Raw genomic sequence first — 14122 nt, 5'->3', positions numbered from 1 at the left:
GGCTGCCTGAAATGGTAATGCGGTGTCAAACCTTCAACGCCCCTTTCAGGGGCTACGGTCGTAATAGCCCCTTTTAGGGGCAGACCAAACCACCAGTTTACTGGTGGTTATGATTATGCTGTCACGGCTCGCGGACGGCGCCGCCGGAAATGGTGACCTTGCCGTTTTCGGCGGTCAGACCCGCTTCTCCGCCGGGAACGATGACGGTGCCGCCGGTGATGACGATGTCGCCCTCACCGAGCCACAGTCCGTGCCCGAACGTGACCGTTCCACCGCTGATACGGACCTCGCCGCGGTCGATGCTCGCATCGCCCGCGAGCGTCAGTTCGCCGCCGGTGACGGTAAGCGCGGCATTTTGCAGCCAGAATTCACCGCCCACCGTTAGGCTGCCGCTCTCCACGAGCAGCGTGCCCTTCTCCTCGGCATTGCTGCCCATGTGCAGCGCGCCGCAGCGGACGTCCGTGCCATCCTGTACGGCGAGGAGGGGCGCGCGGACGCTGCCCCATGCCCAAACGTTCAGCTCGCCCGCGGTGAGCGAACCGCCGCCCGTGAAGAGCAGACCCGTGCCGCCGAGAGTCCCGTCGACCGCATTCTCTCCGAGGACGCGCAGGTGCGCTCCGCCCCACGGCAGCAGCTCGGGCGCGTGAGTGTTCTCCAGCGTCAGCGTACCGGCGAACCAGTCGTTTTCATAGGGATTGGCGACCGTCAGCGCGTCCCACGCCGCGCCGGAGACCGTGCCCGCCCAATCCGGACTGTAGTCCGTCGGGTAATAGTCCGCGCCATAGACGCTGCGGTAAGCGGAGTCGTCCGCGCCGTCCCACAGGACAGCGCCGGTGCCATAGTCGTTGACCACCGCGCCGAAAAAGCTCTGCGCGGAAAAGACGCCCGCGCCGCCCTCGACGGTCGAGCCCTCGGCAAGACCGTCCGCAAGGTGCGCCGTGCCGCCGGAGAGGATGAATTCCGCCTTCTGTTCGGCTGCGCCGAGGAGCGTCGTACCGCCGCGGAACACCGCGCGCTTCAGCTCCTGCACGGAGCCCTGCACGCTGAGCGTGCCGCCGGCGTTGACGAGCATACCGTTGCTGAGCCAAAGCATATCGGTGCAGAGTGTGCCGCCGAGCACGGCGAGCGCAGGCACGTCGACCGTATTCGGAGCGGCGAGGCGAATGTCGTCGCAGCGCAGGGTCACATCGCCGTCAAGCACCAGCGAGGGGATGGGGAGATCCCCGCCGCCGCAGTCGAGGGCTGCGGCATTGGAGACCGTCAGCGTACCGCCGCCGGTGACGAGCAAGCAGTCAAAGCCCTCGAAGCAGGCGTACTCCGTGCCGCCGCCGTCCACGGTGCAGTCGCCGGAGATGTTCAGACGGAGGATGCCGCCGTCCGGCGCGGTGAGGTTCGGGAGGGTGCAGTCTGCTGCGGAGACGGTGAAGGCGTGGTACAGCTCGCCGTTCCACGCGAGCTGACCATAGGAGCCCTCCTGCTTCGCCCTGCCACCGGAGAAATCGGCAAGCGTGACACCCTCGTCGGCAAGCTGCCCCTCCTGAATGAGATCGGTGTACGTTCCGTCCGGCAGGCGGACGGCGAGGTAATCGCACGCGCCCTCGTCGGCACGGGAGGCAAGCGGAAGAGAGCTGCTCTTATCCGCCGCGCCCGAGGTCTCGGCAAGGTCGAACCACAGGCGGCAGACCTCGGGCAGATCCTCGGCGCGCAGCCCCTCCTCGACCAATATTTCATCGTTTGGAGTCGGCAGTGTCACAGCGTCGCCCGGCGTAGCGGGCGTGCCGCAGGCGGTGAGCAGGAGCAGCAGGGACAGGAGCAGCGCGGACAGCTTTTTCATAGCGGCGTCCTCCAAAATGCGTTTTCGGGGCGATCCTTATTTCATCAGCTCTGCGACCAGATCGGTGTATTCGCTCGGGTCCTCGAGCGGCAGGCCCGCGATGAGAAGCGCCTGATCGTAGAGGATCTTTGCGTACAGCTCCGCCTTGGCGCGGTCGGAGGTCATGGCGGCCTCCATCGCCTGCACAGCGGGATGGTCGGTGTTCAGCTCCAGAATGCGGTCGGCCTTGACGGGCGTTGGCATCTGGAAGTTTTTGAAGTATTTCTCCATCTCGAAGCTCAGGCCCTCGCCCGCAGTCATGCACACGGGATGCGTCTTGAGACGGCGGGAAGCGCGGGCCTCCTTGATCTTATCGCCGAGCGTCTCTTTGACGAACTGCATCAGCTCCGGCTTTTCGTCGAGGACCTTTTCCTCCTCGCCGCCGAGGTCCAGCTCGCCGTCGACGATGGAGCGGAACTCCTTGTCGGCATACTTGCCCAGCATTTGCAGAACGAATTCGTCCGTTTCACCGGTGAGGTAGAGGATCTCGTAGTTCTTATCCTTCAGCAGCTCGGTCTGCGGCAGGTGGTCGATGGCGGAGACGTTCTCGCCCGCAGCGTAGTAGATGTACTTTTGGCTCTCCGGCATCCGGTCGACGTACTCGCGCAGGGTGACGAGCTTCTTCTCCGTCGAGGAGTAGAAGAGCAGCAGATCCTGCAGCGCCTCCTTGCGGCTCAGCCCGTCCGGCCCGGCAATGCCGAAGCCGATGGCGCGGCCGAAGTTCTCGTAGAATTTTTCGTAGCCCTCGCGGTCGTCGCGCAGCAGCTTTTCGAGGTCGGCGCGGAGCTTCTTCTCCAGGCTGTTCCCGATGACCTTGAGCTGACGGTCGTGCTGCAGCAGCTCGCGCGAGATGTTCAGGCTCAGGTCGGGGGAGTCCACCACGCCGCGCACAAAGCGCAGATAATCCGGCAGCAACGCGTCGCAGTAATCCATGATCATCACGCCCGCGGAGTAGAGCTGCAAGCCCTTTTCATAGCCCTCGCTGTAGAAGTCCATCGGCCGCTGCGAGGGAATGAACAGCAGCGCCTTATAGGTCACGGCGCCCTCGACGCTTGCGGTGATGACGCGCTGCGGCTTGTCGAAGGCATGGGCGATGGACTGGTAGAACTTCTCGTATTCCTCGTCCGTCACCTCGCCGCGCGGACGCTGCCAGAGCGGCACCATGGAGTTGACCGTCGTCATCTCGTCCACATACTCGTACTCGGGCTTTTCGGGGTCGCTGCCATCCTTGACCCTGCGCGTCGGGCGCAGCATACGGATGGGGTAGCGGATGTAGTCGGAATATTTTTTCACCAGCTCATAGAGCCGATAGCCGTCGAGGTACTCGGAATATTTCTCCTCGTCCGTGTCCGCCTTGAGGTGCATGATGACGTCGGTGCCGACGCTGTCCTTCTCACATTCGGCGACGGTGTAGCCATCCGCGCCGGAGGACTGCCAGCGGTAGGCGGTCTCCGCGCCGTACTTCTTCGTGACGACCGTGATCTCGTCCGCGACCATGAACGCGGAGTAGAAGCCCACGCCGAACTGACCGATGATGTCGATGTCCTCCTTCTGCTCGGCCTCCTGACGGAATTTGTACGAGCCGGACGAGGCGATGACGCCGAGGTTGTTCTCCAGCTCGTCCTTGTCCATGCCGATGCCGTTGTCGCTCACGGTCAGCGTGCGCGCGTCCTTATCTGCGGTGATCTCGATTTTGAAATCGCCGCGGTCAAGGCCGACCTTATCGTCAGTCAGCGAGAGGTAGCAGAGCTTGTCGATGGCGTCGCTCGCGTTGGAGATGATCTCGCGCAGGAAGATCTCCTTGTGGGTGTAGATGGAGTTGATCATCAGGTCCAGCAGGCGCTTGGATTCTGCCTTGAATTGTTTCTTTGCCATAATAGGGGCATCTCCTTTGGTGATATATTTGTGCTGATTATAGCACAGAACCGCAAGGGTTTGTTATCTAATTTTGAATTTTTTCGTTTCGGTTGCACGGATGTGTGCCCCGCGCCGGTCCGGCGGCGCAAAAGGGGAGGAGGTGAGGACATGAAGAAAGCGGAACCGCAGGTGCCGTTTGTGCCGTACCGGTCAGATGACCGCACGCCCCACGAGCGCGTGCTGGACTTGATGGACATGGCGCACGCCAAGACCTGCTGCATCATGAAGCAGCTCGGAAGGGCGTGGCCCCGTCCGGCGGACGAGCCGGCGCTCAACGCGCACAGCAGCACCTACCGCTGCCTGCGTATCCCACGCTGAATACGCAGCAAGCCCTCCCGGTCGGGAGGGCTTGACTTTTTTGCGCGGTATGGTACAATTGTTTTGAGGGACGCTGCACAGACGGCAGGCGGTCGGCCACACCACCCGAAAGGGGGTAAGACCATGCGGATCACTTTACATATCGGTTCCTTTACGGTAACGATTATGATAAAGAAACGCGAAAACCGCCACCCGGCACGGTGACGGTTTTCTGATCTTTGATTAGAATTTAACGTTCACTGGGTCGACCGCTTGTCGCAGCGTCCCTTGCTATCTTCATTATAATCCGGCGGGCGAAAATGTCAAGCCGGAAATTTTTTTGCCCTCGTTGCACATAAGTGGACACCAAACGGGCGAATCACTCTTACAAGTGATTCGAGATATTTTCGCTGTAAGAAAAGATCATAAAACCGGCGGAAACCTCGGAATTTTACACGAAAAACTGAATCATACACCATCGGCCGCCCCCCGGCGGGGCGGCTTGAAAACAAACCTCGCCCTGATCGCAGGGCGTAAAACACAGGAGGAAGCATGACAAAAACCACCAACTATCAGCTCAACCAATGGGCAAAGTCCGATCGCGTGATGATGGACGACTTCAACGCCGACAACCAGAAGATTGACGCCGCGCTCGCGGGCAAGGCCGAGCTTGTCACCGGCAGCTACACCGGCGACGGAACCAACGACCGCACCGTTGACCTTGGGCGTCCGGTTGCTTTTCTCATGGTGCAGCGCACCGGCAGGCGTTCGTCCAACTTCACCGAAGTCGGCTGGATGGCCGGCGAAGGCTGCATCCACGGCGGCACGGGCGGCAGCAGCGGCTTGACGCATACCGGCAGCGGTTTCCTCATCAACGACAGCGTCGCCTTTAACGAAAACGGCGTTGTCTACCGCTACTTTGCCATTGCCCCCTGAGGACAGCAGAAAAGGAAGCCCTCCCGAATCGGGAGGGCTCCTCTTTTTTTAGGTTTTGCCTGTGCCGAATGACCGGTGACGGTCAATTAGGCGAGGCTGGTCCAGGTGATAGCCACGTCAGCGGAACCGGTGGCCACGAGGGTCACGGAAGCGCCGGCAACCAGCGTCGCACCGGAGTGAGTGCCATCGACACCGGTGACCGAGTAGGTCAGGGTCTTGGTAGCGTCAAGATTGGTGATCTTGATCAGATCGCCGGCCTTGACAGCATCGGTGGCGCCAGCGGCGACGTCCACCTCATTGCCATCGACCGTGACCTTGACGTTCGCAGCGGTCAGGGAAGCGGTGTTGGTGACGGTAACATCCTTCATCTCGGAAGCCTGGAGCGCAAGCTTGTTGTCAACGTCAACAACGATCAGCTTGATGGTCTTGTCGGAGTTCGCGAGGACGCGGACGTTCTTGACATAGATGCCGGAAGCCGGGTTGTTGGCGCGGGCGACGGAGCCGCCGGAAACGCCGATCTCTTCAGCCTTCTCGGCGTCGGAGTTGACGTACAGGTAGGTGGTGTTGCCGTCGAGCTTGAAGGAGGTGCCGGCCGCGTTGCCGCCAACCGTCACATCGAAGGTGATCTCAGTGCCGTCGAGACCCTTCACCGCAGCGGCGGTGGTGGTGATGTCGGTCACATTCTTGATGATATCGCCGTCAGCCGTGTCGTAGCCGATCACGAGGCCCTTCTTGTCGGTGTTGGCGGGAATGCTGTCAGCCTTGAACTTATAGGTCACGGTGTTGGAGCCGTCCCAAAGCTGATAGGTGACGTACTTGGTGCCGTCGACCTCGGTCATGTAAGGATCGGCAACGATATAGCCATAGTTAGCGGAGCTGGTGGTGGTGGGCCATGCAGTAGCGGAAACCGCAGCGAAGGCGACCTTGGTCAGACCGTTGGAGGTCGCGGTGGCAGCGTTGGCAACCGCGGTAACGGAGCTATAGAGGGCGCTCTTGAGTTCCTTACCGGTGATGACCTTACCGTCGTTGGCAGCGTTAGCGGTGTTGGCAGTGCCCTTCAGGACGAAGATCACGGCATTGTCAGCGATGCTGATGTTGCTGGTGCCGTCGTTGATGTAGCCGATGGCAGCGGCAGCGGTAGTGCCGCCGTCCTTATCCTTCAGCGTGTGAGTGGCAAGAGCGGTGTAGTCGCCGAAGCTCGACAGAGCCTTCAGCCGGTAATCGCCGTTATTCTTGGTCTCATAGGTGTAGAGGGAACCAACGGTGAGGCTGCCGGCAGCAACGTAACCGGAATCCGCCGCAACGGTAACGACCTTCTTGCTGCCGTCGGAGAACAGGAGCTTGGCCTGTGCGGCGTTCAGCGTGTCAGTGGTATTGCCCACGGTGATGACCATGGCAACGTTCTCAACGTTCTTCGCGCCGGAGGTGACCTTAGCGTAATAGATGGTGTTGCCGATGGCATAGAAGTCGATGACATTGCCAAGGGCCAGGGAGGTGACGCCAGTCATGGACTGGTACCAGGTGCCGTTGACAAGAACCTTGCCGGTCTTGATGCCGCTGACGGTGCCGCTGACAACGTCAGCCTTCTCAACGACCATCTCGTCCTTGTAGAGATCCTGCTTGACAACAACGATGTCGTCCTTCGCCATGCCGTCATAGGCCTTGACGTCGGCGAACTTGTTGCTCTGGCTGTCGAGCGTGTAGCTGTTGGCGTTGTTGGTATCGGTGGCAGACAGGGTGAAGCTGTCAGAGCCAACATAGGTGACCTTGTAAACGCCAACATAGTCGACCTTCCAGTAGTCGAGCTTGCCGTCGCCGTCAGAATCGACGAACTTAACGGCATCAGCCTTGGCAGAAGTATAGTTGTAGCCGAGGGAATCGGTGTCGTACTTCACGCCGTCGATCTTGATGGAGTCGGACTTGATATCCTCGACCTTATCGGTGGTGGAGTAAACAACAGTGTTCATGTCGGCGACGGAGAACACGCCATAGGTGGTCTTGTCTTCGGTGTTGTAAACGACCTTGACATACTCGCCGGCCATAGCGGTCAGATCCATGCCCTTATACTTGAACTGAAGGGTAGCATTCAGAGCGGGGGAGGAAGATCCGGTCAGATCATTGCCGTTGAGCTTCTTGGCCTGGATGGAGTAATGATCCTTATTGGTGCTGGTGCCCCACTTGCCGCTGCCGGTGAGGATACCCTCATAGGTAACAGCGTCGAAGGTCTTGTTCAGCAGGGAGGCATTCCACTGATTGGATTCGTTCTTGTTGCTGTAGGTGTAGGAGACCTTGCCCTCGGAGTTGATGGTGGCGGTCTTGACGACGGTGGGAGCCTGGAGGGCGTTCCAGATCATCTGGGCAGCCTCATCACGGGACAGAGCCTTGCCGGAAACGAGACCCTTGAGATCCTTGAAGAAGCCGGAGATCTGCGCGTCGCGGGTGACATTGATCGCCCAGTCAGAGCCGACATAACCCTGAACATTGGAGTTGTAGCCGATGGCGCCGAGCAGCATCTTGGCAGCCTCGACGGTGGTCACGTTCGCGTTGGGAGCGAAGGTGCCATCGCCCTTGCCGGCGATGATGCCCTGGCTGTAGCAATACTGGATGTAGCCCTCAGCCCAGTGACCCTTGATGTCGGTCAGGCCGGTGGAGGTGCCGACGAACGCGGAAGCGTCCACATCGCCGAGCATGATGATGGAGATCATCTTAGCCATTTCGGCACGGGTGACGTTGCCGTCGGGAGCGAAGCTGCCGTCGGGCATACCGTTGATGACGCCGAGGGCGTTCATCACACCAACAGCCTCAGCGTGCTTGATTTCCTTAGCATCGCTGAAAGCCGCGTTGCTGATGGTGACGAGGGACATGGACATGACCAGCGCCAGCACCAGAGCGAGTAACTTTTTCATATAATGTTACTCTCCTTTCTGAAATTTCCGTTTCCGGTTCTGCGGCATCGTATATTTTTCCGCGTTTCGGCGCGATTTTCTTTTGTTTATGCACGTCGGCTCGTTGAGGAGGGCGTCCGTCAAAATCCTGCCTTTGTGCAAAACGGAGAAAATGTTGCAAAAACGGGTAAAATAGGCGATATCGTATCCCCATTCGCGGATTTGTGTTGCAAAATCAGGTGTTTTCGGGTGTTTCTCGATCCACTTACCGTGGCATGCCGTTCCCGTAACTGAACCGGGAACTCACCTTGGCCCACCATCAATTGCACCCTCATATTACACCCGGCTTTCCAGCCCGTCAACCGCTTTGGTCGATTTGTAACTCACCTGTAACATTCCAGTATTTTTGTTACGCCGCAGCGGCATGCGCGGAGGGGCCGTCCCCGCGCGGCAGAGCGGCATCTCTCGGCGGACCTATTTATAGGTAGGCCGCACGGCGGGCTTTTGGTGCCCGCCGCCGTGCAACTCTGCGTGCATTTTACCCGGGCGATTCTCTTTCCGAGCAGCCGCACTTCCGAAACCCCGCCGCACCCGCGCGGCGCATAAGGAAAGAGGGCCATTCTTAGCGGGAGAATGGCCCCCTTTCGATTCCCCAAGACCGCAAGGGCTGCGCCCTTGACCTGCCATTGCCCGCCTCTGCAAGGCTGATGCTGCACGCGCTGCGCAAAGGAGTGCGTGCAGTTTCTTATTGCCGCTTTCGATTTGGCTTGCTCCTTGCGGCCGCTGCCGCTCTGCGGTGGGGTTTCGGGAGAAATTTTTAACAGCAGCTCGTACCAGCACCGCAGCAGCGGCTGAGCGGAAAGAGAAGCACGTCAAATCGTTCAGAAGATAAACGCTGACATACAGTTGCTGAAATGAAATAAAACATCGGCAGTTCGGGGGTCAAGGGGAAAGCGCCGAAGCGCCGCCGGTGGCGGAAAAAGCGAGGCGGTTTCGAGGAAGCGGCGCGATTGGCGCGCCCGAAGAGGCGCGGGAATCGCTGTGCCGCGACGGTGGAAAAGCCCCTTGCGCTCTCTTGGGGTTTCAAAGGGGCCATTCTCTACGGTAGAGAATGACCCCTTTGGTCGTGCCGCCGTCAGACGGCAAATGTGGCGCCGCCCCTCAGGCGGCAGATCTCACTCGATCGCCAGTCTCCGGCTGCCGGAAACCTCGACGTCCTTCTTCGGCAGCGTCAGGCTCAGCACGCCGTCGTTGTAGCTGGCCTTGATGCCCTCGGCCTTGACGCCGGAGATGTCGAAGCTCCTCGCGTAACTGCCGTAGCTGCGCTCGCAGCGGACGTAGCTCTTGTCCTTCTCCTCGTGCTCGTTCCTGCGCTCGGCCTTGATGGTCAGGTTGTCGCCGTCGATGTCGATGGCAATGTCCTCCTTCTTCATGCCGGGCAGATCGGCCTCGAGCAGGTAATGGTCGCCCTTGTCCTGGATGTCGGTCTTGAACGTGCCGACGTCGCCGAGGAAGTCGCGGTTGCCGAAGAACGCGCGCTCCAGCGCCTCCATGTCGCGGAACGGGTCATAGGTGGTCATGTGGTTATTGTTGCGGTAAGGTCTCAGTTCAAACATAATGAATACCTCCGAAAATTCGAGATTTGGAAAGCCTCGGGAGCTTGCCTTCCTTTGCTTTTCTTGACTCAGAGTCTACCCCGGAATTGTGTCCAAAGATACGCATTTGTGTGAACGGACTATGAATTTTAGCACTCTCACTCTAAGAGTGCTAAAAGCGTCGGATTTTGTTGCATTTGACGGGCAGCCTGCCCTAAAACCGCCCATGTCTACCCGATGTCTACCCGCCGAAACGCCTGGGGCGCAAGGGCTTGCGGGTTTTCCGAGAGGGTCGCCGTCTACCCTTCCGTCTACCCAATTTTTCGCGCCGATCCCCGAAGCGCCTGATATTGCTGCAAAAATTTTTGAAATTTCTGAAAATGTATGGGGATACGATATCGCCTATTTTACCCGTTTTTGCAACATTTTCTCCGTTTTGCACAAAGGCAGGATTTTGACGGACGCCCTCCTCAACGAGCCGACGTGCATAAGCAAAAGAAAATCACGCCGAAACGTGGAAAAATATACGATGCCGCAGAACCGGAAACGGAAATTTCAGAAAGGAGAGTAACACTATATGAAAAAGTTACTCGCTCTGGTGCTGGCGCTGGTCATGTCCATGTCCCTCGTCACCATCAGCAACGCAGCTTTCTCCGACGTCGATAAGATCGACCACAAGGAAGCTGTTGAAGTGATGAACGCCCTCGGCGTCATCAATGGTATGCCCGACGGCAGCTTCGCTCCCGCCGGCAACGTCACCCGTGCGGAGATGGCGAAGATGATCACCATCATCATGCTCGGCGACATCGACGCGGCTGCCTTCAAGGGCACCGCCACCGACCTGACCGACATCAACGGCCACTGGGCGGAAGGCTACATCAAGTATTGCTACAGCCAGGGCGTCATCGCCGGTCGTGGCGACGGCACCTTCGCTCCCAACGCGAACGTCACCGCCGTTGAGGCCGCCAAGATGCTGCTCGTCGCCATCGGCTACAACGCCACCGTTCAGGGCTACGTTGGCTCTCAGTGGTCCATCAACATCATCCGCGACGCTCAGCTGAGCAAGCTCTTCGCTGACCTGTCCGTCACCAGCACCAAGGTGCTCACCCGTGACGAGGCCGCTCAGATGATCTACAACGCTGTTGACGCTGACCTCATCGAGAAGACCCCCAGCCTGAACATCAACACCGGCAGCATCACCTACAGCTACAAGGCCAACGACAACGGCAAGGATCTCCTCAGCGAGACCTTCAAGGTCAAGAACGCCAAGGGCTACCTGACCGAGGCTTTCTACAGCAGCGACAAGAAGACCTTCACCTATGGCGTTATGACCAACCTCACCGTTGCCAGCGGCAGCAACACCCCTGCAAGCTCTTCCGCTACTCTGGAGGATGCTTATTCCCTGAAGTCCTCCACCGACTACAGCGAGCTGTTCGGCCGCACCGTGAAGGTCCTGTGGTCCGTTGCCAAGGACGGCACCAAGAACGTTTACGGCATCTATGCCTCTGACGCTTCCGTCGCCGCTACCGTCGGCGAGCTTGAGCTCGGCACCGACACCGCGGACAAGAAGGTCAAGCTGGCCGGCACCGAGTACAAGCTGGATGATGTTGAGGCCAACATTGACGTCTATCTGTTCAACGGTTCCGCCATCGCTGACGCGGGCTACAACCTGAACGCCATCACGGCTGACAAGGCTTCCGCTCTGACTCTCGTCGACAGCAACGACAACGGCAAGTACAACTATGCCATCATCGTTCCCGCTACCGTCGCCAAGGTCACCTATGTCGGCACCAAGTCCGTCACCGCCGGCGGTGTGTACACCTTCGAGGACAACAATGTCTACACCGGCGTTGCCAAGAACGACTATGCCAAGATCGTCGCCGCTGCGAACTCCGTCTATGGCAAGGCCGTCCTGACCAAGGTCGACTCCGTTGAGGGCAAGGTCACCGCTCTCAAGGGCAATGATATCAAGGTCGATAACACCTGGTACAAGAAGGTCGACGGTTCCCTTCCCGCCGTCGGCAATACCGTTAAGCTCGCGGTCGTGGGCGGCTACTACTACAATGTGGAAGTCGTCAATGGCAAGACTCTTGACAACGTCCTGTTCGTGATGAAGGCCGGCAACCTGGACGGTTATGGCATCGGCTCCGGCGTTGAGGCGAAGGTCATGTACGCCAAGGATGGCTCCGTTGCCACCATCAAGATCTCCAAGGTCAACGGTAATAACGCTACCAGAGTAACCAACGGCGACTATGTCACCAGCCTCAGCTCCACCAGCTCTTATGCTGCAGGCAATGTCGTTGTCGGTGCTATGTACACCTTCAAGGAGAAGAACGGCTCCATCGAGCTGACCATGCTCGCTGACGATGTCATTGGCTCCACCAAGTTCGCTGAAAGCACCACCGTCTATGTCACCAGCACCACCAAGCCCACCGTGGACGGCAAGGTCATCGCCGACGACGCTGTCGTCATGGTCTATGACGCGACCAACGATAAGGCTTCCTTCATCACCGGCGCTACCCTGAAGAGCTGGAAGAGCAACTGGGGCGACACCGTGCAGTACCTCTACAGCAAGGTCAACGGCGTTGAGACCGCTTCCGTCATCGCTCTGTATGACGCTGCCGCGATCCCCGGCCTGAGCGGCTCCGCCGGCTACGGCTATGTCACCGGCACCACCTACTATGTGGAAGAGGACAACACCGGCTATGCCGTTATGGACATCTGGACCAACGACGGCCAGCTCACCGCTGTCAAGGCTGAGAACCTGAGCAACGCTGACTCCGATGCTGTTGGTGGCGCTGTTGCTCACACCACCTTCGTGACTCCCGACGCCACCAAGGTCACTACGCTTGACGCTGCTGCCAAGGGCGCGTTCGTCACCTTCGACAAGCTCTCCAACGGCAACATCGACAACGTCAAGGCTATCGGCACTGCCTATGCTCTGCTTGGCACCTATGTCAACAAGGACAACGAGACCGAGCTGACCCTCGATGCTGATGGTATCGCTCCTGCCGGTTCCGGTACGGCTATCATCACCAAGGACACCAAGATCGTCTATGTCGACACCGACAAGAAGACCGGCGCTGAGGGCGGCGAGATCGCTCTGGCTCAGGAGACTGCGGTTTCCGGCGCTTACGTCCTGAACGTTGTGGTCGCTGGTGTGACCGATCTGGATGGCGATGCTGACGATGAAATCAGCGTCATCTTCGTTGACGTGAACAACAACCTCGCCTCCAACGCTGGCTTGTCCACGTTCACCGCTCAGACTGCTGTGACTGCGTTCAATCCCACCACCGGTGTTCTGACCATCACTTCCAACACCGCTGCTGCGACTGTCGCTTCTGAGACCGTTGCCGCTTTCGGCGCTTTGGCCGCTCAGCTGAACGACACCAACGCCGACGGTACCAGCGACTCCGGCGAGACTGTCACCGTGGTTGCTAAGGACGGCACTGCTGTTTCTTACACCATCGCTTGATTTTGATCATTTGATCTAAATCATTCCAATACGCCAAAAAGGAATCCCTCGGGCGCAAGCCCGAGGGATTCCTTTTGCTTACCAGTAGATTGCCAAATACTGATAGTTCGTGTTGAGTAGGTTGGCGCGGGCCATTGAGTTTGCGCTGCCGCCCCGCGCGGTGAAACCGGTTTCGCCGAGCGTAACGCTCTCGCTGGGAACGGTCGGAAAGACCACGCCGCCGTACATGATGTTGCCTTGGCTGGTACGGCCGCCGCTTGTGACGATCAGCACCTGCGGCTGCGCCGCCAGCGGAATGAATTGACTGGTCTCGCCGTCACCGGTGTAGCTGCCGTGAAGGATTCGCGGCATGGCGTCGGCGTTGGCCTTGAGCGCGGCGTCGATCTTTGCGTTGTCGGCGTTGAAGTCCTCCATCATAATGCGGTCGGACTTCGCCCATTGGTTGAGCTGGTAGTTGGTGGTTTTTGTCATGCTTCCTCCTGTTTTTTACGCCCTGCGATCAGGGCGAGGTTTGTTTCAAGCCGCCCCGCCGGGGCGGCCGATGGTGTATGATTCAGTTTTTCGTGTAAAATTCCGAGGTTTCCGCCGGTTTTACGATTTTTTCTTACGACGAAAATATCTCGAATCACCTGTAGGAGTGATTCGCCGGTTTGGTGTCCGTCCGCGTGCAACGAGAGCAAAAAATTTTCCGGCTTGACATTTTCGCCCGCCGGATTATAATGAAGATAGCAAGGGACGCTGCTGTATCGGCAGTTAGCCCTCAAAAATCAACACAGGTTTATCTATGTTGACCGCTCGGGTGCTAGCCGGGCGGTCAACACGCTTTTGGGGCTATGTAGATCATGACCGCAAGGATCACGATGAAGCATATCGCGAAACGCAGGGCTCGCGCCCGGCGTCCGTTTCCCATCTGCATCACCCCCTTTCGCAAGGGAGTGGCTAACCGCCGCAATACAACAGCGTCCTTGAGACGATTGTACCATACCGCGCACAAAAGTCAAGCCCTCCCGGCCGGGAGGGCTTTCTTGTATACCAAAACCACGCGTTAGACGCGTGGTTCGGTAAGAATTAAATAGTTGAGGAGAAAAAACTCCTTCTGGTAAGATAAAGATGCGGTCTGCCAACTGCAACTTATAAACCAGAA

At 58.7% G+C, this 14122-nt stretch carries 9 protein-coding genes; 4 read left to right on the top strand and 5 right to left on the bottom strand.

Going from position 1 to position 14122, the window contains the following annotated elements; genetic code table 11:
• Positions 1-121: 121 nt before the first annotated feature.
• Together KQI17_RS12515 and htpG are read right to left on the bottom strand one after the other, a co-directional pair.
• A complete protein-coding gene (locus KQI17_RS12515) occupies positions 122-1834 on the bottom strand; it encodes a hypothetical protein (RefSeq protein WP_216496545.1) in 1713 nt (570 codons plus the stop codon).
• A 36-nt stretch (positions 1835-1870) separates the two neighbouring features.
• Positions 1871-3748: a molecular chaperone HtpG gene (gene htpG, locus KQI17_RS12510; protein WP_216496544.1), complete on the bottom strand. Its 1878-nt coding sequence runs from the start codon at positions 3746-3748 to the stop codon at positions 1871-1873.
• Between the two features lie 150 nt (positions 3749-3898).
• Here htpG and KQI17_RS12505 point away from each other — a divergent pair, with 150 nt between their 5' ends.
• Positions 3899-4108, top strand: a complete 210-nt coding sequence (locus tag KQI17_RS12505) for a hypothetical protein (RefSeq protein ID WP_216496543.1) — start codon at positions 3899-3901, stop codon at positions 4106-4108.
• 531 nt (positions 4109-4639) lie between these two features.
• Positions 4640-5023, top strand: coding sequence for a hypothetical protein (locus tag KQI17_RS12500; RefSeq protein WP_216496542.1), 384 nt, complete (start codon positions 4640-4642; stop codon positions 5021-5023).
• Between the two features lie 86 nt (positions 5024-5109).
• Here KQI17_RS12500 and KQI17_RS12495 read toward each other — a convergent pair whose 3' ends face one another.
• Together KQI17_RS12495 and KQI17_RS12490 are read right to left on the bottom strand one after the other, a co-directional pair.
• A complete protein-coding gene (locus KQI17_RS12495) occupies positions 5110-7929 on the bottom strand; it encodes an S-layer homology domain-containing protein (protein WP_216496541.1) in 2820 nt (939 codons plus the stop codon).
• A gap of 1154 nt (positions 7930-9083) precedes the next feature.
• Entirely contained in the window at positions 9084-9524 is a 441-nt protein-coding gene (locus KQI17_RS12490) for an Hsp20/alpha crystallin family protein (RefSeq protein ID WP_216496540.1), read from the bottom strand.
• 205 nt (positions 9525-9729) lie between these two features.
• Here KQI17_RS12490 and KQI17_RS12485 point away from each other — a divergent pair, with 205 nt between their 5' ends.
• Entirely contained in the window at positions 9730-10074 is a 345-nt protein-coding gene (locus KQI17_RS12485) for a hypothetical protein (protein WP_216496539.1), read from the top strand.
• A 6-nt stretch (positions 10075-10080) separates the two neighbouring features.
• Positions 10081-12978: an S-layer homology domain-containing protein gene (locus KQI17_RS12480; protein ID WP_216496538.1), complete on the top strand. Its 2898-nt coding sequence runs from the start codon at positions 10081-10083 to the stop codon at positions 12976-12978.
• Positions 12979-13056: 78 nt separating this feature from the next.
• Here the strand turns inward: KQI17_RS12480 and KQI17_RS12475 are convergent, their stop codons facing one another.
• On the bottom strand, positions 13057-13449 hold the full coding sequence (locus tag KQI17_RS12475; RefSeq protein ID WP_216496537.1) for a hypothetical protein: 393 nt from the start codon (positions 13447-13449) through the stop codon (positions 13057-13059).
• Positions 13450-14122 lie beyond the last annotated feature (673 nt).

It is taken from the genome of Oscillibacter sp. MSJ-31 (genome assembly GCF_018918025.1).
Classification (GTDB): Bacteria; Bacillota; Clostridia; order Oscillospirales; family Oscillospiraceae; genus Hominicoprocola.
The sequence above is the reverse complement of the archived record's forward strand: the minus strand, read 5'-3'. Positions and strand labels throughout refer to the sequence as shown.

What these genes read in the sequence shown, in the direction of transcription:
- KQI17_RS12515 (WP_216496545.1), bottom strand. Translation starts at nt 1,834, where the DNA reads ATGAAAAAGCTGTCCGCGCTGCTCCTGTCCCTGCTGCTCCTGCTCACC.
- KQI17_RS12500 (WP_216496542.1), top strand. Translation starts at nt 4,640, where the DNA reads ATGACAAAAACCACCAACTATCAGCTCAACCAATGGGCAAAGTCCGAT.
- htpG (WP_216496544.1), bottom strand. Translation starts at nt 3,748, where the DNA reads ATGGCAAAGAAACAATTCAAGGCAGAATCCAAGCGCCTGCTGGACCTG.
- KQI17_RS12490 (WP_216496540.1), bottom strand. Translation starts at nt 9,524, where the DNA reads ATGTTTGAACTGAGACCTTACCGCAACAATAACCACATGACCACCTAT.
- KQI17_RS12495 (WP_216496541.1), bottom strand. Translation starts at nt 7,929, where the DNA reads ATGAAAAAGTTACTCGCTCTGGTGCTGGCGCTGGTCATGTCCATGTCC.
- KQI17_RS12485 (WP_216496539.1), top strand. Translation starts at nt 9,730, where the DNA reads ATGTCTACCCGATGTCTACCCGCCGAAACGCCTGGGGCGCAAGGGCTT.
- KQI17_RS12475 (WP_216496537.1), bottom strand. Translation starts at nt 13,449, where the DNA reads ATGACAAAAACCACCAACTACCAGCTCAACCAATGGGCGAAGTCCGAC.
- KQI17_RS12480 (WP_216496538.1), top strand. Translation starts at nt 10,081, where the DNA reads ATGAAAAAGTTACTCGCTCTGGTGCTGGCGCTGGTCATGTCCATGTCC.
- KQI17_RS12505 (WP_216496543.1), top strand. Translation starts at nt 3,899, where the DNA reads ATGAAGAAAGCGGAACCGCAGGTGCCGTTTGTGCCGTACCGGTCAGAT.